Raw genomic sequence first — 20,790 nt, 5'->3', positions numbered from 1 at the left:
TATCCTGACTATATGCTTATAGAGTATATTCTCCTGCCAAAGTTGTCGGCAACATACAGTCTTCCTCCATAAATACAAATTCCAATAGGAGATACAAGCTCCGCATCAGGAGACAAACTATCCTTGATTTCAAGGCTCTTTACCTGCCCATTTTTTATACATCTGACAGCCCCGTTAACAGTATCCGCAACATAGACTGTCCCATCATCTCCTACAGCAAGTCCCTTAGGGGATGAAAAAGTCGCCCCTAGTGCATTTCCGTCATCAAACCCTTCTTCGCCGCTTCCTGCAACAACTTCCAGATCATTCTTTGACTTTGGAACGCTGAGGTCTGAAGTACTCACTTTTACAATGCGGTTTTTCCCGGTCTCTGCTACATACAGATAGCCCGCTTTCCAGAACAATCCCATAGGACTGTCAATTCCCTCAGCAAAAGTACCGACCGACCCATCTGAAAAAACAATCTTTACATCATCTGAATGTGTATCTGCTATGTAAAGATTTCCACCATCATCCGCAGATATTCCTGTAGGATAATCGTAAACCGAACCATCTTCAGATGAATTAAGTGTATCGACCTTTCCGGCATTTATAATTCTAAGCGAATTATTATCCGTATCAGTCACTGCCATTCCGCCCATAAAAGGGGCAATGGCCCAGGGCATTTTAAAGAGTGCCTCAGTTGCATCGGCATCATTATAGCCGCCCTGCGGTTTGTCATATATATCCCGCGAACTTTCTGCTCCCGCATAGATCTCTGCCGAACTGTCTGTTACTTTCCAGATACATTTTGAAAATGTATCCGTTACATAAAGGACATCATCATATACACACATTCCACATGGTTCAATTGTATCAGGCAATTCCTCCAACGCAAATTCCGCAGCATAGCCATTAGCAATTGAATTAATACCGTCTCCCTGTTCTAGGGAAGTTATCTCTGCATCATATGGTATTTCTTCTGACTCCTCTGCTTTATCTGCCGATTTGTCAGAATTTCGTTCCTTAAAAAGCCCGCAGGCAACCATAGAACCGGTAAAAGCTGTTACAAGAAGAACCAACACTAGCACTAACCATTTAAGGCCATTTTTCTTCTTTTTCATTCTTCCCCCTTATCTTCACACCATCCACAAAACTACAGCTTACCTGATATATATCGAATTACATCTATGTTTTACTATCCCGAAAAATTCAAAACAATTAACAAATTATCAATTACATTATACATTATTGATAGTATGCTTGAATACTTCTATATATATCGGCACAAACACATGATTTGTTACTGTTCACACCTTACGGTGCTCACAGCAACTGGATTTGCCCATTCCAGTTGCCTTCGGCAAAGGGGCAAATCCTATATTCAAGACGTAGAACATTCTCACGCTCAGCGCAGCAAGTGCGCAGAGCTGTCTGAACAGTAACCATGATTTCGTTTATATAATTCAATAGGCACGCTCTGCATAGCACTTACACATAGCTGTTTAAACAGTAACCTGGCTACACTATTTCTTCGGAAATTCAAAAATCTATAATGTTATGTAGTGATTTTATCTGCTATAATTGGCATTCAAGGAAACAAATTATCAGACAAAAATACTTTAACCTCTAAGGATTAATAAATAGATGACGGAATTATTCAACCTAAAAAAATTCAAACCGACACCTGTACAGATTATACCTGCAAGTTTCTTCATAACCATTCTCATGGGTACCATTCTGCTGATGCTGCCATTTTCATCTTCCAATGGGAATCATACAGGTTTTGTTACTGCATTATTTACTGCTACAACATCAGTTTGTGTCACAGGTCTTGTTGTAGTTGACACCTATGCTCATTGGAGTCTTTTCGGTCAACTTATAATCCTTATCCTTATTCAGATAGGCGGACTTGGAATGATTACCATTGCATCAATGCTTATGGTGATTACTCATAGAAAATTCACTCTCGGAGACAGGCTTCTTCTTCAGGATTCCTTTAACTTAAATTCGAATTCAAAGCTCCTTCTTTTCCTTATCAGAGTTCTAAAAGGAACGTTTATTATGGAAGGAATAGGTGCAATATTTTATTCCTTTGTATTTATCCCGGAATTTGGCGTAAGGCGAGGCCTATGGATTTCTGTTTTTAATGCAATATCTGCTTTCTGCAATGCCGGAATGGATATCATAGGCTCAAACAGTTTAATCGATTATAGAAGCAATCCCATTGTTATGAGTGTTACAATGATTCTGATCGTTATGGGTGGTATAGGATTTGTTGTCTGGTTCGATATTTTACATACATTTAAGCAGGGCTTATCCAGGAGATTTTCTCCATTCACAATTATTACAAGGCTCTCAGAACACAGCAAACTCGTTATTACTTTTACAGGGATTCTGATTATCAGCGGAATGTTACTGTTTTTGTTAACAGAATACAATAATCCCTATACTATAGGAGAGCTGGGATTTGGTGCCAAACTGGCAAATTCCCTGTTTGAATCCATAACCCTGAGAACTGCCGGTTTTGCTACGTTTTCTCAGGAAAAACTCACCATATCATCCTGTATAATAGCATACGTATTAATGTTCATTGGTGGATCTCCAATAGGAACCGCCGGCGGTATCAAAACTGTAACAATATTCTTACTTATTATGAATGTAAAGTCATACGTTGCACATCTTGAAGAAGATGTTGTTTTCAAACGCAGAGTTACCAGTGAATCAATGAGAAAAGCTTCTGCTGTAGCATTTATTGGAGCTGTGGCCATTTTCACCCTTTCACTTTTGCTTTCAATAGTAAACCCTGCCCCTCTGGAAGATATACTTTTTGAAATTATTAGTGCATGCGGTACTGTCGGGCTTACAAGAGGGATGACTTCCTCGCTTAATATCGGTGGCAGATTAACTGTTATTCTTGCCATGTATCTTGGAAGAATCGGACCCGTTTCGTTAGTTGCTCTGTTATCTCGTAAAAAATATGATAAGAATAAAATAAATCATGCTGAAGGCACATTTTATGTTGGATAAGGAAGGAATAAAATGAAAAAATCTATAGGTGTTTTGGGATTAGGAAAATACGGCGCCAGTCTGGCAGAAACATTATATGATCTCGGTCAGGATGTACTTATTGCAGATCATGATGAAAAAACTGTGCGTGATATGGCTTCAAAAGTCACATCTGCGGTATGTGCTGACCTTGAAAATGAAGATGAAATCTTAGCTCTTGGTCTACAGAATCTTGATGTGGTGATAACCTGTATGAGCAGCAATATTGCCGCCAGTATCATGTGTGTTACGATTGCCAAAGAGAAAGGGGTCCCGGTTGTCATAGCCAAGGCCTCATCCCCACGAATGATAAATCTCCTCACAAGATTAGGTGCAGATAAGATTATTTTCCCTGAAAAGGAAGGCGGTATACGTTCTGCCATGATTCTTGCATCACAATTTATTCAGGACTATTTCGAGCTTGATGAAAATCTCTGCATGATAGAATTGCAGCCAAAAAAGAACTGGATCGGCAAAAACCTCATTGAACTTGACCTCCGAAGAAAGTACAACATGAATGTGGCCGCTATAAAAAACAAAGGCGGATACTGGGGCTACGTCAATCCTTCACAAAAACTAAAAGAAGAAAACTTACTCATGATAATTGTCGAGAAGAATGACATAAAAAGAATCCAGCGGCTTGAATAAAGCACGCTGGATCGCACTACTAATAGGTAGCATCGATTTTTTTCAGACTATAATCTGTTATTTTTATTCCGTCATAGGTATACTTTATGGTAAATAAAGCCTCCCCTCCTACCTTTGTCTCATCAGACATTTTCTGATCAGCCCTGAAGTTTCCGAGGGAATAATATACCAGCATGTCTCCTCCATCAGGTCGTTTAAGCAATTCATATTTCTGCAATACATGTGGATGAGTTCCTATAACTACGTCTGCCCCAGCATTTGCAAGCAGTTCTGTCATCTCCTTTTGATAATCACTTATCTCTGTTTTATATTCATCTCCCCAATGGGCATATACCACAACAAAATCCGCTTCATTCCTGGCCTTCTTGATATCTTCCATAAGGCGCTTCTTTTCTTCTTCAGTCTTTGGAAAATAGTGCACAGTGTAAGGATATCTTTCCGATGCATCCATTTCTCCTGTTCCATACGTGTAGCTAAAAAGCGCAAGTTTTATGCCATTTTTGCTGAAAACTTCATAAGGTCTGTATTCTATATCTTTACTATTTTGAATTCCCAAAACCGCAATATCGTTATCATTATAAAAATCAGTTGTAACATCTATTCCGTATATTCCTTTATCAAGCGCATGATTGTTTCCGCAAACAGCTATATCAAAGCCTGCTTTCTTTATTGCTTCGCCAACCTCAAGCGGTGATCCGAAAAACGGATATCCGGAAACTGCTGCCTTTTTATCAACAAGTATTGTCTCTGCCTGTATCGAAGCAATATCTGCAGAATTAATTTCCTTTAAAAACGGCTTATATAAAAAATCAAAGCTTCCAGCTTCATAATTAAAGGCATGCTCATAAATTGTTTTATGAATTATGTTATCCCCAAAAGCAATAAATTTTACCCCATTATCAATGTTTTTTAGCCCAAAACCTTTCCAGGTCCAAAGTGAACAATTATCATCTAAATCTTCCGTCAAAATAATGGCATTGTTTTTCTCCATGAGCTTCATTCGTCGCACAAACATCCCTATATCAGAGGCACACCATTTTTGTCTGACATTTTCCTCTTCAATATCATAGATGAATATGTGCTGAGAAAAGCTGTCTTCATCATCGGTAACCCAGAATGGCATAGCTTTACCATATCTGCCAATTTTCCACAAAAGAAGTATCAGCTCTTCATCATTATCTCTATCCAGATCAGTAATAAAAGCATCCTGAACAAAAATCTCTTTACCACTCTTCCATATTTCTTTTCCGGAACTATTGTATATTGTTGCACTTTTTTCGGAGAGACTAAGCTTAATCTGATCTGTCACAGTCACTGTCTTTTCGTTCCACATGATCCATTCGGGAAGTGATTGCAGCTCTGCTGCCCTTACGCTAAGTCCCTGCCTATATGAAATTGTAATAAAAAAGGCTGCCGCCAATAATAGCAGCAGCCATAACCTTTTCTTACTCATATATTTTTACTTTATGAGATATCCCTTTGTCCAATCAGGTTTTTCCGGTGAATCCTCATTTTCAACCCAGTTCCAGTCATCATCAAAGTGTCCGTTTGACAGCGCTTCACGCCACTCTGAATCAGTCATACGGTTAGAAATCGGAACTGTAAACTGATAGAAGCTGTAAACACTTCCTTTTCCTACATGAAGTTTTCCATTATCAATCGGAAATACTACATAAATTGTATTTGCTGTTCCTGTTCCTACCTCAAGAACCTCTCCATTTGGATCAGTTGCAATATCTGCAACCACCGGACACGGAGCCTGATAACTGTAAATAAGATCCTCATCTACATTCTCTTTATTAGCCTCAATCCAGAAATGCTCGAGATTTCCACCGTACTCCCTTATGAAATCATAATCCTCTTCAGTAAGCTCCTCGTTCTTAAGCTCCTTTTCCGATATTGCAAGAAGTCGCAGTGCTATCTCTGACAAAAGATCCAGATCCTTTTTTGCATTATCATCAATCATTCCAAAGGAATCCAGTCCTTCTTTTGTCTTTGTGGAAAGGAATGCAAATCTGCTGTATACCTTTGGTTCGGGATCTACATAACCTCTATCATCAGGAATCTCATCATCTTCTCCACCACCCATTTCTGCAAGAACTTGTTTTGCATACAAAATGGTGTCGTGTTTAAGTTCAGTATAAGAACCTGCAAAGGTTTCCAGATCTTTCTTTGCCCAATCATCAGAAAGCATATATGAAGGATAACCTTCCGTCTTCTTTTCAAGAAGCGGTCTTAATGTGTTTAACCACCCGGAATAAAGGCTCACATTCCAAAGCTCAGGATCATCTCCTGCAAAATAGCTCTTAAGAGTAGTTACATTATCTGTATAATTTTTAAAATCGGTTGCTCCCTGCTCATCAAGTATTTTAAATGCTTCTTCTGATCCAAGGACAGCAGCTGTATCCAGTGCATCAGGAAGATATCTCTTCTCGTCTTTACTGTTTTCCTCGACAGAACGATAAATAAGTCTCTGCATTATAGCAGCATCAATAGTAAATCTTTGTCCCATAAATCTGAAGGAAGGAATTACATTCTCCTCGGTTTCCATAACCGGTATGGAATTGATTTTAGGAGGATCCAGCTTCTTAACTGCGTCAGCAACCTTACCAAAAGCTTCTTCATTTTCTGCTATTTCAGAAATCTCAGGAATCTTGCCATAACTATTATCGAGTATCTCTGAAAGACATATATATCCCGGATCATCCGAAGTTCCTGCGAAAAAGCTTGTAATATTATATATACTCATCCAGTCATCCGGATTCTCTGAAACAGCTTTTGTGATAAGAATTGCACTTCTAAGTTTGTCCTCATCCTCAAATGCAAAAGGAATCCTTCCATACCACATCATGGTGCGGAAGTACTTTTCCATTTTCTCATCGCCTTCATAATATCCCCTGGGCTTATACTGGCTATAGTCTTCCTTATCACCTGATACTGCACATTCATCTATTCCTTCAGCAGCCATTATCTTGTCATATTCAGCTTTTACAACTTTGCTGAAGGCTTTGTCATCTATTGGCGCTTTTACGGAATCATCCAATAACAGATTACCAATATAGAAAAATTCAAGGTTAGCCAGAGCTGATTTCTCATAAGCTGTTCCCTTTAATTCTTCATATTGCTCCTTTGTTATATTAAGCATAGACTCACTGAGAGCTTTTAGCTTATCCGAAAGATAGTTAGACTCTGTCTTTTTCATCAAATATGAAAAATATAAGTGGTATGTATGCATTAATGAATCTACAGTTATGAAGCTCGGAAACATATTGTATCTGTTTGCTTCATAAATATCGAAGAATTCATCGTAATCCGAATCTGTAACCGCAAATGAGTTTTTAATAAGCAGGTCCCTAAGCTTTCCGGGATCATTATACTCACTGGCATTTTCAGGATTGAAAATATAGTCAAATCTTTCATCGTATTCTACATTAGAAAAATCATCCGCCACTTTATAAGCAGGCACGGAAGGAACAAGATTTTCGTCATAATATATTTCTTCTTTATCTCCAAGCAGGTAAACATTATTTACTTTAATGCCTTCAGAAGAATCTGATTCAGCATCCTCATTTTCTGAACCATCTTCGGTATCTTCATCCTGTACCTCAACCTCACTATCTACGGAAGTATCATTCTTCTGGTCGTCTTCTACTGTTTCATCAGACTCATCAGATGTCTTTTCCGTTCCCGTAGCATCAGTTTCTTCAGCTTTTCCCGTATTTTCAGTAGAAGTATCATTCGAAGCAGTATTAGCACTATTTGCAGATGAACACCCTGATAAAACAATAGTCAGGGCCAAAATCATTGATATTGTCCTTTTTCTCATTGTTATTTCCCTCATCTAATAATATGAAATTACGTTTTCGATGTGACAATATAAAGTATATCACAAAATCTACATCAATGCTTAATACACTTCAACGCACTATTATGTCTTCATGTGCTCATACCGGTAGCTTTTTGTTATAAGTTCATTTCCCTCTCTGAAACTGCTTTCCGAAATTATTCAAGTAATAACTGTATTCCTCGTTTCTGATGAAAACAAATGCCTGGTGGGCATTTTTCTTTTCCTTTCTCAAAAGAGCCAGATAACTTCCTCCACAGAAACTTCTAAATCTGTGATTCTCAAATATGATAATCAGCGGTACATCAGCACCGCAATCCGACTCTTCCCCGGCACATTCCCTGCCATCATCCTCTATAAGGCGAAGCGGAATCTTTACAAGTTCAGATAAGAAAAACTTCGATTCACCAGGCATTTCCAATCCTGCGTTCTCCAGGTATATCCTTGCCCATTCTTCGCCTACACCTGCATTCGAATACTGCTCGGCAGAATATATAGATGGTGAATACTCAGGAAGCTTTATCTTCTTTCCATATACAATCTTTTTAATTGATTCGGGAGACAGGTAAAACTCCTCAGCCAGTTCCATTATTCCGGCACCAGCCGCATATCTGCTGCAAATGACAGCATTTCTCTTATTCAGTTTTTTACGATATCCGGATGCTTCTCCCCAACCCTTTGATTTTTCGTTTTTTGGTATATAGATTACTTTTCCTTCTGCATACTTTTGCACTTCCTCCAAAAGGCTTGCAGGGAGAATATCCTTGGCATTTTCATATTTCATATTACTTAGTCAGTCTGTTCAATCGTTCTTCCAGTTCATTTATTGATTTAGTAATGGATTCACAGGACTCAATATCATCGATGGAAGAGTGCCACATGAGTGTATGAAGCCCTTTAAAATACGCCATACAAAGAAATCGTTCCCTAAAGTTCTTTATCTCAATATTCTTTTTCACGGCATATGCATACAACTTTTCCGGAACCAGTAGATATGGCTTGTTGAGATCGAGAATAGCAAAATCCATCAAAAAGTCCATTATCCCGGCACGTCCCCAATCTGCGCAGTATACTTTTCCTGCATCATCCACGATCATGTTAACAAAAAATGTGTTATTGTTTGCAAGGAATCTTTGACCTTCACAGTAGGGTTCATACTGCATGATCTTTGCATATATACTATCAAAATAGTCTTTCTTCAAGAAAGTTGTCTCAAACATCTGTGTCCAATTATGCCAATAACCTTCCTGATTCTCATTAAAGGTCTCCCGGACAAACTCTTCGAAGGTAGCAAATGGTGCTTTATTATCTTCGTCAAATTCACCGTATCCGGTTAAGGAAGAAATGTCAGCTGCAGCTATCTCAAAGATCATATCAAAAAAATGTTCATAGTTCTTTTCAAACTCTTCTACTGAAAGTTCATTGGCACATCTGCCCTTTGGACTCATTTCAATCTTATCAACAGTCAGATTTTTTATAAAAATATCTCTGTTCATTTTTATCATCCTTTCGTATTATCATGTTTGCTTTTTAGTATCGGCGCCTTACAAAAAGAATAATAACGAACATCTGCGCTATGTCATATAGAAAGAATCGTTATAATGAAACTTTACTCATTCTCTTTTGTCATAGTACTATCTCATAATACAGATAATCCCCTGTATAAGCGTATTCTGTATCATTCGTTTTTCTGTCATACAAATCAAATCCAACCGACTCATAGTTCTTAGGTGCAACCAGATTGCTGTTCGTGCATACAATAATTCTTTTTAAGCCTTCGTACATATTCCTTTCAGCTTGAAGATTCTTATTGTAGTTCCATATATACAAATCTATCCGGGTCTTCTCCCATGACAATAATATATTCAGGCATTTACGCTTTCCCTTAGATAATTATAAATGTTATGATGTTTGTAGAAAACCTTATATTCTGCTTTGTATAGGAGGATGATTCCATGAAAATAGCAATGGCAAATGATCACGCCGGAACTGCAATGAAGAACGAAATCAAGAAATATCTATTAGAAAATGGCTACGAAGTTGAGGATTTCGGAACCTATGATGAGGAAAGCTGCGATCTTTCCGATTTTGTTTACCCTGCAGCTCTCTCAGTAGCTAAGGGTGAATGTGACAGAGGAATCTTCTGTGATGGAGTTGGATATGGCAGCGCACTCATCGCAAACAAGATAAATGGCTGTTATGCCGCTGTATGCCAGGATCCCCTTTGTGCCACCCTTGCCCGTCAGCATACGGATTCCAATATACTCTGCCTTGGCGCTAAAATAATAGGCACTCTTATTTCCATGGAGATAGTAAAAACCTGGCTTAATACTGACCCTCTTATGGATGAGAAATACAGAAGAAGAGTTCAAAAGGTATGCGATATTAACGATAAATGCTGCGTACCGGTAAGTGAACTGAAATGATATTAAGCGGTTTTTCATAGTCGAGATGTTTAAGAACTCCGTAAGTAAGATCACCACCGGAGATGCCATATATCGCGGTCACCTCGTTATCTATGTAAAACCGCATCTGTAAACCTACAATTATGTTCCACAATCATCCCCACAATAAATGTATACATGAAGAAAGCATGCGTTACTAGTGTTTTGTCTGGGTGACTTTTGATTTAATTACGAAGTATCATTCTCAATAGGCTAGGAATCTGAATGAGTCGTAGCGGTGGCTACGGCGATTGAAGATGACGAAGCGTATTGAGAATTAGACAAGTAATTTATCAAATTGTCATTCAGACAAGACACTAGTGCTGCTGTCATTAAATACCTCTACTTTTTACGAAGTATAAATTGTTCTTCTGCAAGGCGATTGACGCCAACGCAGCAGAAGACAATTTAGACAAGTAATAAAGTCGACTTATTTGATGACAGTAGCACTAGGGTGCAGTTCTCTCGTTTACTTGTCAATTATTGCACAAAACGTTCCGCTCTTTCCTTTGTTTGGCAGATTATCTCCGCAGTTGATAATACTTGAAATCGCCTTCCTCCCTAATAAACTTAAACCCATGCTTATCGAGTATATGCTGACTTCTTACGTTCTTTGCAACAGTATCAGCGTTGACAGCTAGCATTCCCAGTTCTTCAAATGCATACTGAATAGCCAGGCGCTCAGCTTCTGTTCCGTATCCCTTGCCCTTAACCTTATCATTCTGCATGTGGATACTAAGTGTGCATTCCTTCTTATCATAATCAATTTGCTTTAGCTGCAATTCGCCGATAGTCTTTCCGGAAAGCATGATTACAAACATTATTCTTGATGAATCTTGCTTGGAATCAAAATATCTGTTTACCACATCTTCGTTATATACATATGGTTTGAATAACCCCATATCCATATAGATAGATTCATCATTTTCCCATTGTTTATAAAGTTCGTGGCAAAGTTTTCTCGTCATGCCTTGCAATTTCAGTTCTTCCATTTACTTCCTCTCCCTAAAGCCCATTAAAAAAAACCCCGAATTCGGGGGTTTTAAATCACTTGAAAGTCTTTCGACACTGCTTCAAATCCATATGTAGACCAACAGATATTACTCTAATTCTAGAAAAGCATCAACATCTAGTGAGATTAATTTTCTTTTATAGCTATATATTGTTATGGTTTTACATTAATTCCATCGATTTTTTTGCTTTTTATAACTTTTTGCAACCAAAATGCAAAGGTAACGACCATAACAAATTTTTTCTTTTATTACTATAACGTAAGAAAAAAGTATTAGTGACACATCTTTCCATATATCAAAAAACAGCCTCTAGCTAAGACTGTTTTTAAATAGTAAGCCAAACACCGATGGTAATAATGAAATTTGAATAGCATAATTTCAAAGTATCACTCATCTAAAATCATCTGCTTTAAATATTTATCCTGATCCCTTGAACTGTGAACAATACCGGTAACCTGTACCGCAGCGTGTTCAACATCAATCCAGAAATAAACAAGATAATTTCCAATATTTGTTTTCCTGACTCCTTCCGTTCTCCATGGTTCTTCATCTACAAGAAACCATTTCTCAGGATTTACTGAAAGATTTTCAAGAAGTTCATCAAATGAATCCATAAGAGTCTCTGCAGCATCCGGATTTTTCAATACAACTGCTATATGCCATGCAATACATCGGAGCTGTTCTTCCGCCTGCCTGGTCAGTCTAACTTCAAATCTGTTCAACGCGTCCACTCCCTTATATCCTTTTTAATGTCAGAAATAACATCTTTTGCAGGGCGGCTCTCATTATTTTTTGCCTGCGAAAGGCCTCTTTCCATCATAATGTCGAATTCCCTGTCGGTCATTTCATCCCTGGCTACAGGATTAGTAGATAAGTCGAATGTAAAAGGTATTCCCCTTGTTCTTATAATTTTCTTATAAAGTGCATTTATGACTACAGAGCTTGATATACCAAGCTGGCTCAGAATCTCCTCTGCTTCTTCTTTTACTTCAGGCTCAACTCTTGCCAGGATGGTTGCTGTTTTGTTTGCCATACATATCACCTCTCTTTCTGTCTTTATTTTAATGTATATCTATTAGATATACAACGGTCAGGTTGAAATTTCATTCTATGTTCATAACTCTTCATGCCAATATCCTTCCAATCCTAGTAATTTTCTATACTTGACGGCGTATGGTGGGGCTCCCATCTGATAAAGTTCCCATTTCGCTTGGTAAGGAAACCAATACATAGTGTACCTTTGTAATATCTCCACAAATTGATTTTGCACCTTTATCCGGCTTAAGATTCTTGAAAAGAGTGAATGCAAAATTTTTGCAACCATTTTGCAACCACTAAAAAAGGGAACCCACTGTTTAAGCGGATTCCCACAATTTATCGTCTATTCAAGCTCGCAAATATAAATTTGCTATGTGGTGCAAAACATGATGTTTTCGTTCATTATCAGTTCATTTCTGAACGATTTGAATGATTTCAATACATTTTTCTAAGATTGTATTGTCATTTTATTGTCACGAGTGACAATGCGATTGTAACACACTTTTCACCGATTAAACACTATTGCCTTCTAAAGTTTCCTTGCTTTTATACAAAATGATAGCGGTAGCATTTTGGCTTTTCTAGTCTTTGCATCCACACCTCCTGATGCATTTCTGGATGCTTCATCGCATTCCTCAACAAGCTGCTCTATCACAAATCCTGCTTTTGCAAGCGCGTTTATATATGTGGATATCTTGCGATTACACAGCACTATCTCACTATCATGAACAGGCATCTTGAAGTAACTTTCATCATAATAGCTTTTTGTCATAGAAAGCTTATCACCATCAAAAACATCCTTCCTCTCGGCACAGGACCAGGCTATGCAATAGTTAAGTGTATGATGCCAGCTAAATATAAACACGCCGTCCTTTTTAAGGTAAGCTGCTATCTTGTCAAACGTTCCCTGCAGATCCGTTGTCCATCCGATGCCATAAATAGAATAGACATAGTCAAAATAGTTCTTGGGAACATTTAGTTCATCCTCCATTTTGGCGCAGGCAAGATTCACTGTATATCCATTTTCTTGTAAAAGCTTTGCAGCGTTATCAAGCTGCTTTTGAGATAAATCAATTCCCCAAAGCTCTCCTGCTCCTCTTTTTGCATTATATAAAAGAGAATGCCCACTACCACAGCAGATTTCAAGCATCTTCTTATCATTTACATTCCCAAATAATTTAAGATCATCTTCAGTTGGAAAACGAACCCCATACTCAGGAAGCGCTGTAGTCCCAAACCATAAATCTGCATGCTCATCCCAGTAGTTTCTGTTAATCTCTATTATCTCTTCATCACGCATAAAACGTAGTAGTCTCCCCACCTATTAAGTTTCTCTCGTCTGAAACAATATGTTCTACCCCATCATGATTTGATTGCAAATATTCTTTCATAAAAGTCGGAAATGCTTTGTACTTATCTAGCTCTGATATGGGAAGCCAGTGCATGCTCTCCCTGACACCCTGTGTATAACTGTCACTGTTTAGCTGCCTTGTTCCTCTGGACTTCATCACAAAATAAAATGCTATCTCATGACAGTCCATGCCTTTTAATGCTCCCTTATTTTCATTAAAGAAGTTTTCATGAATAACGGCAAGATGATCAATTTCATAATGAATGCCTGTTTCTTCAAACACCTCTCTTTTAGCTGCATCCTCAGCGGTTTCTCCCATATGAACAGCACCGCCAATTGAATAGTAGTAATCATCCTTTTCATTCCCGGCAAAAAGTACGCAACCATTTTCTACAATAATGGCTGCTGCGCGGTACCTAAACCACTTATTGTCCTGCGTAAATCCGCAATTATATTCCATATCTCCTCCAACAAACATTTTCTTTGATTGGTAATTCCCTTTTGTACATCTACAACTATTATTTTCACACTATATTCTTCATTTCCGTATATACCAGCTGTATCCATAGAATACTAGCTGTCTTTCTATCCCATCAAAAACCGGAGACAAGGATTCCATCATCCATTTTCTTGTCTCATCAGCACTGACATTTCCGTTCTCTATCTGAGCATTAACATTAGACTGGATCATCATAAAATCCACGAACTTATCAAGGGTAAAATGGTACTCCATGTCATATTCTGTCTGCTTTTCCATGACAAAGCCTTCAATCAGGTCAGCCTGAGTCCACTTGTTTTCTTTTCTTGGCGGCTTAGGAAATCTGCTCAGATACTCATCCCGGTACCATCCGGTATAGGCATCATTTCCTACCATTCTGTCTGTAATCCCAAAATCATAGATTACAACAAGCCCATTATCATCCAGAATTTCAGCCATATTCTTCATGAACTTCTTTTCATCAACCCAGTTGATGCATCCTGCTGCCGTTACAATATCGTATTTTTCATCCGGAATCCTTGTTTCTTCCGCCTTTGCCGCATAAAAGGAGTATGACTTGTCTGTGCCATAAATCTCATTGCATACTTCAACCATCGATTCAGCTATATCTGTTCCTGTCACCTTGTCACAAATGAGCCTCAGTGCCTTGGTTGAAAGCCCTGCTCCGCAACCCACGTCAAGACCATTTTTGAACATATAATCCTCAGGAAGTCTTAAGTCTTTCTTGAGCTGCTCTATCACTGACTTATGAAGCCAGGGTCTCTTGGCATAGCCATGCGCTATTCTTTTAGAGTCAAATGCCTTATTATCCATCATGAATTATAACAAAAACTCCTTTATCTTCTTTTCTATTTGCTTAATGTCCAGCGTTATTTCATCGGATTCCATAGAAATAACCAACTCTTTTCCCACTTCAATTCCCATCTTATCAAACTGATTAATCTTTAACAACGCGTGTCTGGCATAATCCCCGTCCGTTATTAACCCAAAATGCTCCCAATAGATCGTTTTTCTTGTTCGCACATTAAGCAATGCAAAATCAGGGTATAGTTTTTTCCCATTGGGAAGAGCTATTTGAGGCTCATAGACGTAAGGAATGTCGAACTTTTCAAACATGTCTGCCAATATCTTTTCTGATTTTGATCTGACAAATTCTCCCCTTGCCGTCAGATATTTCCCCTTCTCAGGAAAAGTATTGGTTTCTCCGATGTTATGCGCTCTCCAATCTGTAATATATGCTTCATCGGAGGGAAATAGTGGCGTTACCAACGCTTTTCTGGCTTCGCTTAAGTCATCATAAACTCTTACAATAGAACCAATATCATATATTTTTGTAAACCTTTCAATACGGTATCGCACTGTCAACAAATTATCCAATAGCGCAGCGTAGTAGTCTCTTTGAACAATACGCTTTACCTTATAAATATCCTTTTCTTTAACATATTCCAGCTTACCGTCATCTTTCTGTAAATAGTATTGATATCCATTCTTTCTCTTTGAGCTTCTGACCGGTCTGTCGTCACTAACTTTTATAGCATTTAGAGATTTCCTTGTTGCGGTTATAAGCTGATCAAGCCATTTGATCTGCTGCTTCAATTCATTTGAATAGTCTTGTATTGCCTTTTCCTCCAGATTACATTTATTATTGCTTTTTATTTAATTTCAGCCTTTCTTTGATAACACTCCAGATAACTTGTGATCTTGTCAGAAGTGTCTTTTGGGGCATCACACGCTTTCTTTCGACACTCGAATATTTCTCTAATACTTATACGAGTGTCGAAAATCACTTTTTCTCTTTATTTCTTGGGAAATTCAACACTCCATTCCACTCTATATCCTTCTGCAAGTGTCAAGAAGCCTCAGAGCATCCCTCCAAACACGTAAAGCATCCTAAAAACGACACTCCCAGCCTCATGATTGCATTAATCGAGTGTCATATTATAATGGATTCTGAGTGGCCGGATAATACATGCCACAAAAAAGAAAAACTTAGAAGTTAGAAACCTAAAAGACTATAACTCAAAATAATCAAAAAAGCAAGAAACACCCCGGAAGCTGCAGTTTCATACAACTTCCGGGGTGTAGCATTCACTAAATATACTCGGAAATATTATTCCATCTCAATTGTTCCCGGTGGTTTAGAAGTCAGATCGTACATTACTCTGTTGACTCCCTTTACCTCATTAATAATTCTGTTCATAACAGTCTGTAATATTTCCCAAGGAAGGTTTGTAGCATCAGCTGTCATGAAGTCTGAAGTATTTACTGCACGAAGGGCAACCGCGTAATCGTAGGTTCTGAAATCTCCCATAACGCCTACTGAGCGCATGTTTGTAAGTGCTGCAAAATACTGAGCAGGTAACCAGGAAGGATTTTTACCATTCTCTTCGCGGTAGGATGCTGCTGCCTTTGCAATCTCCTCACGGTATATTGCATCTGCGTCCTGAACAATTCTTACTTTCTCAGCAGTTACTTCACCAATTATTCTGATTCCAAGTCCCGGTCCGGGGAAAGGCTGTCTGAAAACAAGGTGTTCAGGAATTCCAAGCTCCAATCCTGAAGCTCTTACTTCATCCTTAAAGAGCATTCTGAGAGGTTCAATTATTTCCTTGAAATCAACATAATCAGGGAGTCCACCTACGTTATGATGGGACTTAATAACAGCACCCTCTCCGATTCCACTTTCTACAACATCGGGATAAATCGTTCCCTGTACGAGGAAATCGACCGCGCCAATCTTTTTGGCTTCTTCCTCAAATACACGGATGAACATTTCTCCGATTATTTTTCTTTTCTTCTCAGGCTCTTCAACACCCTTAAGTGCTTCATAAAATCTTTCCTGAGCATTTACACGAATAAAATTAAGGTCATAGTCACCATCAGGACCAAATACAGCCTCAACTTCATCGCCTTCATTTTTCCTAAGAAGACCATGATCTACAAATACGCAGGTTAATTGTTTACCTATGGCCTTACTCATAAGAACTGCTGCTACTGATGAATCCACTCCTCCTGAGAGTGCGCAAAGAGCACGACCATCTCCAACCTTCTCGCGGATTTCCTTTATGCTGCGTTCAACGAAATCAGCCATTTTCCAGTCACCGGCACAGCCACAAATATTCATAACGAAATTTCTGAGCATCATTGTACCGCACTCTGTATGCATTACTTCCGGATGGAACTGTACAGCATAAATATTTCTATCCTGGTTTTCCATGGCTGCAACAGGGCAGTTTGCTGTTTTAGCAATTACCTTAAAGCCTTCAGGTGCCTTGGAAATATAGTCAGTATGGCTCATCCATGTTGTAACAACAGCCTTGGCACCACCGATTTCTCCATCATTAAGCTCGCTTTCAAAAGCATTATCTGAATAACGAACAGGAATACCTTCCTCGTTTTCAACAAAACCGTTAAAAAGTGCTGATGCAGTATCCAAAAATGTTTCTGTTTTCCCGTACTCACTTACTGGAGCGGTCTTAACCTCACCACCATTTAAAAATGCAGTAAGCTGAGCACCATAACATATGCCCAACACCGGAACTCCAAGATTAAAAAGCTCCTTGTCACATAATACTGCCTGATCTCCATAAACACTATTAGGACCACCTGTTAAAATGATTCCTTTGAGATTCATCTTGCGAAGTTCATCAAGCCCGATATTGTAAGGGTGTATCTCACAATATACATTACATTCCCTGACACGTCTTGCGATCAGCTGCTTATACTGTCCGCCAAAGTCAAGAACTACAACCATTTCTCTTGCCATATTATCCTCTTTCATAGGTGATTATTATAAAAACAAGTTATTGCTCCAATTACAATAAATGTAATACAGGAAAAATGCAAGCAAAAAGCACAAATCAAAGCTATATTAAATCAGACCATTAAGCTCCTGATACAATCTTTTTGCGTAGCTGTCTGTCATTCCGCATATGTAATCTGTAACAAGCAGAAGCCTTAAATATAATTTCTCATCCTTCGGCCTGCCCTCTGAATAGATGTGATATATTCTTTTATAATTATCAGAGATAAATGAAATCATTCTCAAATCGATAGGTCTTAGCTTTTTATCTGTATCATAGTAAATGGCTGCAGGAACAAGTCTGTCTAAAAGATAAGACAAAATCTGATTAGCGCTCACTTCTATCTTAAGTATAGGTTCTGAATTAAAGGCATATTTTACGGCTATATCTCCAAGTGCATCTACAATATGCTTGCCCTCAGTTCCGTCAAGAAGTTCTTGCCCAAAGGAGCCATCCATTATAGCAGTATAATGTGAAGCAAAGCTTTCTGTCGCCTGATAAATCAACTTGCCCTGAACTGCAACTATCCAGTTCTGTACTGCATATTCTCCGGGATCATTTACTCCATGTTCAATACCCTTTTCATATCTGTATTTAAGTGTTTCTATAAGTGATCGGTATTCTTTGTCAGAATTATCCTCATAACATCTTAGTTCAAGTTCCCTCAATAATATATCAAAGCTGATTCTTCCCTTTTTATATGAATCCTCAATATCTGCAGTCCTATATGCAATATCATCAGCAGCTTCCAATATGTATGTTAATGGATGCCGTCTTCCGTTTAATCCGCAGGAATACTCAATATCTCTGAAAAGCTCTCTATCTGCATAATAGTAACCCATTTTGTGACAGCAGATATCCTTACTTTTTTTATCTACGTTCAGTGAAGATACCGGGTATTTTATTATTGTAGCAAGCAGAGCCTTGGAAAGATTCATACCGTGTTCATCAACAAGATAATGAAGTTTGGTAACAAGTCGCAAAGCCTGTGTATTACCTTCAAAATTGTAAAAATCATTCTGCATCTGTGGATTTAGAATCTGACTTAAAGTTTTCCCTTCTCCAAAGGAATCCAGCTCAAAATTAAGCTTTGGCAGGTTCTCTTTAAACCATTCTCTTATCACGGTCTCCCCAAAGTGCCCAAAAGGAGGATTTCCAATATCGTGTAAAAGCCCGGCACATTGGAGAATATCGCATATATCCTGCTGATATGATGCTTCAAAGCTCTCATCTTTTATTTCAGTTACAATTTTTCTCGCAATATTCTGTCCAAGCGATTTACAAAATGAAGATACTTCCAGTGAATGCGTAAGCCTGGTGCGCACAAAGTCAGATTGATCCAATGGAAAAACCTGCGTTTTATCCTGAAGTCTTCTAAATGATGCACTTCCTATTATTCTGTGATAATCCTTTTCAAATTCACTCCTCAGATCCTTTGAGCCTTCATGCCTGCTAATTGGCCTGATTCGTTCTCCACAAAGTAATTTCTTCCACTCCAATATAAAATCTCCTCTGACAATCTCAGCCTCTGGCAAGATTATCCTACAAATCTTCTAATAGTCAATATCGTCCTGTATGTCGCATTTTCATATTTTATTCCTGTTCTGGCGGTACTTGCATGAACGATTTTGCCGCCACCAAGATAGATTGCAACATGTCCGCCATAATATATAACGTCTCCTGCCTGAGCATTCTGATATGAAACCTCTCTGCCGTATGTTGCCTGTGAATATGATGATCTTGGAACAGTTATTCCAAATTGTTTATAAACAGCATATACAAAGCCGGAACAATCAGCGCCGTTAGTCAGACTTGTTCCTCCCGCAACATAAGGATTACCAACAAACTGGCATGCATAATTAGCAATATTCTGACCTGTCGCAGAACCCGACGGAGCAGGTACTGTATTTGCCGGTGCTGCTGATGAAGCTTCACTGGCAGCATTTGATGCATCTGATGAACTCTCCTGAGTGTTGTCTCCATCATCCGGATCATCATCGTCATCATTATTTTGAGCAAGTAGTTCTGCTTCCTTTGCCTCTTTTTCTTCTTTAGCCTTTTTCTTTGCAGCTTCCTCTGCTTCTTTCTTTTTTCTGGCTTCTTCCGCTTCCTTTGAAGCAGCTGCATCAGCGGCTTTTTTAGTTTTCTTTACCTCATCCTGTTTGGCATCAATTTTAGCCTGTAATTCTTTAATCTGAGCCGTTTGCTGCTGCAATTGCGCGGTATATAATGCCGCACTTTGCCTTGCTTTAGCCAGCTGAACATCAAAATTGGCATACTGTTTTCTATATTGGTCTATTACCTGTTCAACATGCGCCTGTTCTTCCTTAAGCTCATATTGAGAAGTTTCCAGCTCAGACTTAGCCTCCTCAAGCTCATCGCCATACTGCTTTGCAGCTTCCTTAGCTCCTATAAATTCAGCCAGTTTAGTTCTATCATAGTCATACAATTCCTCTACATAACCGGCTTTGTTCAACATATCTCCAACACTTTCAGCCTGAAGCAGAATCTCAGCATAAGAAAATTCTCCTTTCTCATACATGAATTTTATTCTCTTCTTCATGGCATCATAGAGAGTTTCTTCCTGTGCTTTTGCTTCCTCATATTCCTGTTGTGTTTTCTCTATTTTTATCTGTGTGTCTTCGATATCTGCCTGAATGAGATCAATACTTGTAAGGAGCCCTGTGAGTTCTTCCTTAGCTTCATCAATTCCTTCCTGGATTTCAGCCTGTTCTCCCTGGATTGAACTGATGTTTTGATTTGCACTGTTTAATCCACTTTGGCTTTCCTTTTTTTGAGACTCAATGTCGTTCTGCTGTTTTTCAAGCTCCTTCTGTTGCTTCTCAAGTTCTTTCTGCTGCTTTTTCAGTTCTTCACTTGTTGTAGCAAAAGCCGTAGTCGTAGTAATAGTAAGCGTAGCTGCAGTTAAACCTATGCACAATATCCTATTAAATATCTTAAAATTAAATCTTTTCATTTATTCCCCATTGCTTATAAACAAAACTTTTTATCATATTAATTATATCATATGAACAATTTTTTGCTTGAAAAATACCTCCTTCACACATTATGTGTAAGGAGGCATTAAATAAATTTGATTATTCAAAGATCATCTGATATGCA

19 protein-coding genes are annotated in these 20,790 nt (G+C 38.4%); 3 read left to right on the top strand and 16 right to left on the bottom strand.

Going from position 1 to position 20,790, the window contains the following annotated elements; translation table 11 throughout:
• Positions 1-8: 8 nt before the first annotated feature.
• Entirely contained in the window at positions 9-1,103 is a 1,095-nt protein-coding gene (locus T501_RS07720) for an NHL domain-containing protein (protein WP_044914135.1), read from the bottom strand.
• 523 nt (positions 1,104-1,626) lie between these two features.
• Here T501_RS07720 and T501_RS07715 point away from each other — a divergent pair.
• Both T501_RS07715 and T501_RS07710 read left to right on the top strand, forming a co-directional pair.
• Positions 1,627-3,009, top strand: coding sequence for a TrkH family potassium uptake protein (locus tag T501_RS07715; RefSeq protein WP_044914134.1), 1,383 nt, complete (start codon positions 1,627-1,629; stop codon positions 3,007-3,009).
• A 12-nt stretch (positions 3,010-3,021) separates the two neighbouring features.
• Positions 3,022-3,675 carry a potassium channel family protein gene (locus T501_RS07710; protein WP_026510962.1) on the top strand — a complete coding sequence of 218 codons (654 nt, stop codon included), beginning with the start codon at positions 3,022-3,024 and terminating at the stop codon, positions 3,673-3,675.
• A gap of 19 nt (positions 3,676-3,694) precedes the next feature.
• On the opposite strand, the gene T501_RS20115 is transcribed toward T501_RS07710, so the two are convergent.
• From T501_RS20115 to T501_RS07685, 5 genes are all read right to left on the bottom strand, one after another.
• A complete protein-coding gene (locus T501_RS20115) occupies positions 3,695-5,128 on the bottom strand; it encodes a CapA family protein (protein ID WP_050008192.1) in 1,434 nt (477 codons plus the stop codon).
• A gap of 6 nt (positions 5,129-5,134) precedes the next feature.
• Positions 5,135-7,501 carry a DUF3160 domain-containing protein gene (locus T501_RS07700; protein ID WP_050008191.1) on the bottom strand — a complete coding sequence of 789 codons (2,367 nt, stop codon included), beginning with the start codon at positions 7,499-7,501 and terminating at the stop codon, positions 5,135-5,137.
• Positions 7,502-7,646: 145 nt separating this feature from the next.
• The gene (locus T501_RS22520; RefSeq protein ID WP_330377017.1) at positions 7,647-8,303 is read right to left on the bottom strand and encodes a CD3324 family protein; all 657 of its coding nucleotides are present in this window, start codon (positions 8,301-8,303) and stop codon (positions 7,647-7,649) included.
• Position 8,304: 1 nt separating this feature from the next.
• Positions 8,305-9,015, bottom strand: a complete 711-nt coding sequence (locus tag T501_RS07690; protein ID WP_044914133.1) for a hypothetical protein — start codon at positions 9,013-9,015, stop codon at positions 8,305-8,307.
• Positions 9,016-9,145: 130 nt separating this feature from the next.
• Positions 9,146-9,376 carry a hypothetical protein gene (locus tag T501_RS07685; protein ID WP_207641185.1) on the bottom strand — a complete coding sequence of 77 codons (231 nt, stop codon included), beginning with the start codon at positions 9,374-9,376 and terminating at the stop codon, positions 9,146-9,148.
• A gap of 98 nt (positions 9,377-9,474) precedes the next feature.
• Here T501_RS07685 and T501_RS07680 point away from each other — a divergent pair, with 98 nt between their 5' ends.
• On the top strand, positions 9,475-9,945 hold the full coding sequence (locus tag T501_RS07680) for an RpiB/LacA/LacB family sugar-phosphate isomerase (RefSeq protein WP_044914131.1): 471 nt from the start codon (positions 9,475-9,477) through the stop codon (positions 9,943-9,945).
• Positions 9,946-10,484: 539 nt separating this feature from the next.
• On the opposite strand, the gene T501_RS07675 is transcribed toward T501_RS07680, so the two are convergent.
• The 10 genes from T501_RS07675 to T501_RS07625 form a co-directional block, all read right to left on the bottom strand.
• The gene (locus T501_RS07675; protein ID WP_050008190.1) at positions 10,485-10,955 is read right to left on the bottom strand and encodes a GNAT family N-acetyltransferase; all 471 of its coding nucleotides are present in this window, start codon (positions 10,953-10,955) and stop codon (positions 10,485-10,487) included.
• Between the two features lie 407 nt (positions 10,956-11,362).
• Positions 11,363-11,698 (bottom strand): type II toxin-antitoxin system RelE/ParE family toxin, encoded by a 336-nt coding sequence (locus T501_RS07670; RefSeq protein ID WP_044914130.1) that lies wholly within the window; start codon positions 11,696-11,698, stop codon positions 11,363-11,365.
• Entirely contained in the window at positions 11,695-12,009 is a 315-nt protein-coding gene (locus T501_RS07665) for a type II toxin-antitoxin system RelB/DinJ family antitoxin (protein WP_026498735.1), read from the bottom strand. Before T501_RS07665 ends, T501_RS07670 begins: the two co-directional genes overlap by 4 nt.
• Positions 12,010-12,543: 534 nt before the next feature.
• A complete protein-coding gene (locus tag T501_RS07655) occupies positions 12,544-13,314 on the bottom strand; it encodes a class I SAM-dependent methyltransferase (RefSeq protein WP_044914128.1) in 771 nt (256 codons plus the stop codon).
• Positions 13,307-13,825 (bottom strand): NUDIX hydrolase, encoded by a 519-nt coding sequence (locus T501_RS07650; RefSeq protein WP_044914127.1) that lies wholly within the window; start codon positions 13,823-13,825, stop codon positions 13,307-13,309. The genes T501_RS07655 and T501_RS07650 overlap by 8 nt, the downstream gene beginning before the upstream one ends.
• 78 nt (positions 13,826-13,903) lie before the next feature.
• Complete coding sequence (locus T501_RS07645; protein ID WP_044914125.1) at positions 13,904-14,680, bottom strand: class I SAM-dependent methyltransferase; 777 nt, start codon at positions 14,678-14,680, stop codon at positions 13,904-13,906.
• 3 nt (positions 14,681-14,683) lie between these two features.
• Positions 14,684-15,460, bottom strand: coding sequence for a hypothetical protein (locus T501_RS20110; RefSeq protein WP_050008189.1), 777 nt, complete (start codon positions 15,458-15,460; stop codon positions 14,684-14,686).
• A gap of 514 nt (positions 15,461-15,974) precedes the next feature.
• The gene (gene guaA, locus T501_RS07635; protein WP_044914124.1) at positions 15,975-17,630 is read right to left on the bottom strand and encodes a glutamine-hydrolyzing GMP synthase; all 1,656 of its coding nucleotides are present in this window, start codon (positions 17,628-17,630) and stop codon (positions 15,975-15,977) included.
• A gap of 105 nt (positions 17,631-17,735) precedes the next feature.
• Positions 17,736-19,166: a deoxyguanosinetriphosphate triphosphohydrolase gene (locus T501_RS07630; RefSeq protein WP_044914195.1), complete on the bottom strand. Its 1,431-nt coding sequence runs from the start codon at positions 19,164-19,166 to the stop codon at positions 17,736-17,738.
• Positions 19,167-19,204: 38 nt separating this feature from the next.
• Positions 19,205-20,644 (bottom strand): C40 family peptidase, encoded by a 1,440-nt coding sequence (locus tag T501_RS07625; RefSeq protein WP_044914122.1) that lies wholly within the window; start codon positions 20,642-20,644, stop codon positions 19,205-19,207.
• Positions 20,645-20,790: the final 146 nt, after the last annotated feature.

This window comes from Butyrivibrio sp. WCE2006, assembly GCF_000701985.1.
In the GTDB taxonomy this organism is placed as follows: Bacteria; Bacillota; Clostridia; order Lachnospirales; family Lachnospiraceae; genus Butyrivibrio.
This window is presented reverse-complemented; position numbering and strand designations above follow the sequence as displayed.

Bases quoted from the DNA above. Each gene is read 5' to 3' on its own strand.
- T501_RS07720 (WP_044914135.1), bottom strand. From the start codon at position 1,103: ATGAAAAAGAAGAAAAATGGCCTTAAATGGTTAGTGCTAGTGTTGGTT.
- T501_RS07715 (WP_044914134.1), top strand. From the start codon at position 1,627: ATGACGGAATTATTCAACCTAAAAAAATTCAAACCGACACCTGTACAG.
- T501_RS07710 (WP_026510962.1), top strand. From the start codon at position 3,022: ATGAAAAAATCTATAGGTGTTTTGGGATTAGGAAAATACGGCGCCAGT.
- T501_RS20115 (WP_050008192.1), bottom strand. From the start codon at position 5,128: ATGAGTAAGAAAAGGTTATGGCTGCTGCTATTATTGGCGGCAGCCTTT.
- T501_RS07700 (WP_050008191.1), bottom strand. From the start codon at position 7,501: ATGAGAAAAAGGACAATATCAATGATTTTGGCCCTGACTATTGTTTTA.
- T501_RS22520 (WP_330377017.1), bottom strand. From the start codon at position 8,303: ATGAAATATGAAAATGCCAAGGATATTCTCCCTGCAAGCCTTTTGGAG.
- T501_RS07690 (WP_044914133.1), bottom strand. From the start codon at position 9,015: ATGAACAGAGATATTTTTATAAAAAATCTGACTGTTGATAAGATTGAA.
- T501_RS07680 (WP_044914131.1), top strand. From the start codon at position 9,475: ATGAAAATAGCAATGGCAAATGATCACGCCGGAACTGCAATGAAGAAC.
- T501_RS07675 (WP_050008190.1), bottom strand. From the start codon at position 10,955: ATGGAAGAACTGAAATTGCAAGGCATGACGAGAAAACTTTGCCACGAA.
- T501_RS07665 (WP_026498735.1), bottom strand. From the start codon at position 12,009: ATGGCAAACAAAACAGCAACCATCCTGGCAAGAGTTGAGCCTGAAGTA.
- T501_RS07655 (WP_044914128.1), bottom strand. From the start codon at position 13,314: ATGCGTGATGAAGAGATAATAGAGATTAACAGAAACTACTGGGATGAG.
- T501_RS07650 (WP_044914127.1), bottom strand. From the start codon at position 13,825: ATGGAATATAATTGCGGATTTACGCAGGACAATAAGTGGTTTAGGTAC.
- T501_RS07645 (WP_044914125.1), bottom strand. From the start codon at position 14,680: ATGATGGATAATAAGGCATTTGACTCTAAAAGAATAGCGCATGGCTAT.
- guaA (WP_044914124.1), bottom strand. From the start codon at position 17,630: ATGGCAAGAGAAATGGTTGTAGTTCTTGACTTTGGCGGACAGTATAAG.
- T501_RS07625 (WP_044914122.1), bottom strand. From the start codon at position 20,644: ATGAAAAGATTTAATTTTAAGATATTTAATAGGATATTGTGCATAGGT.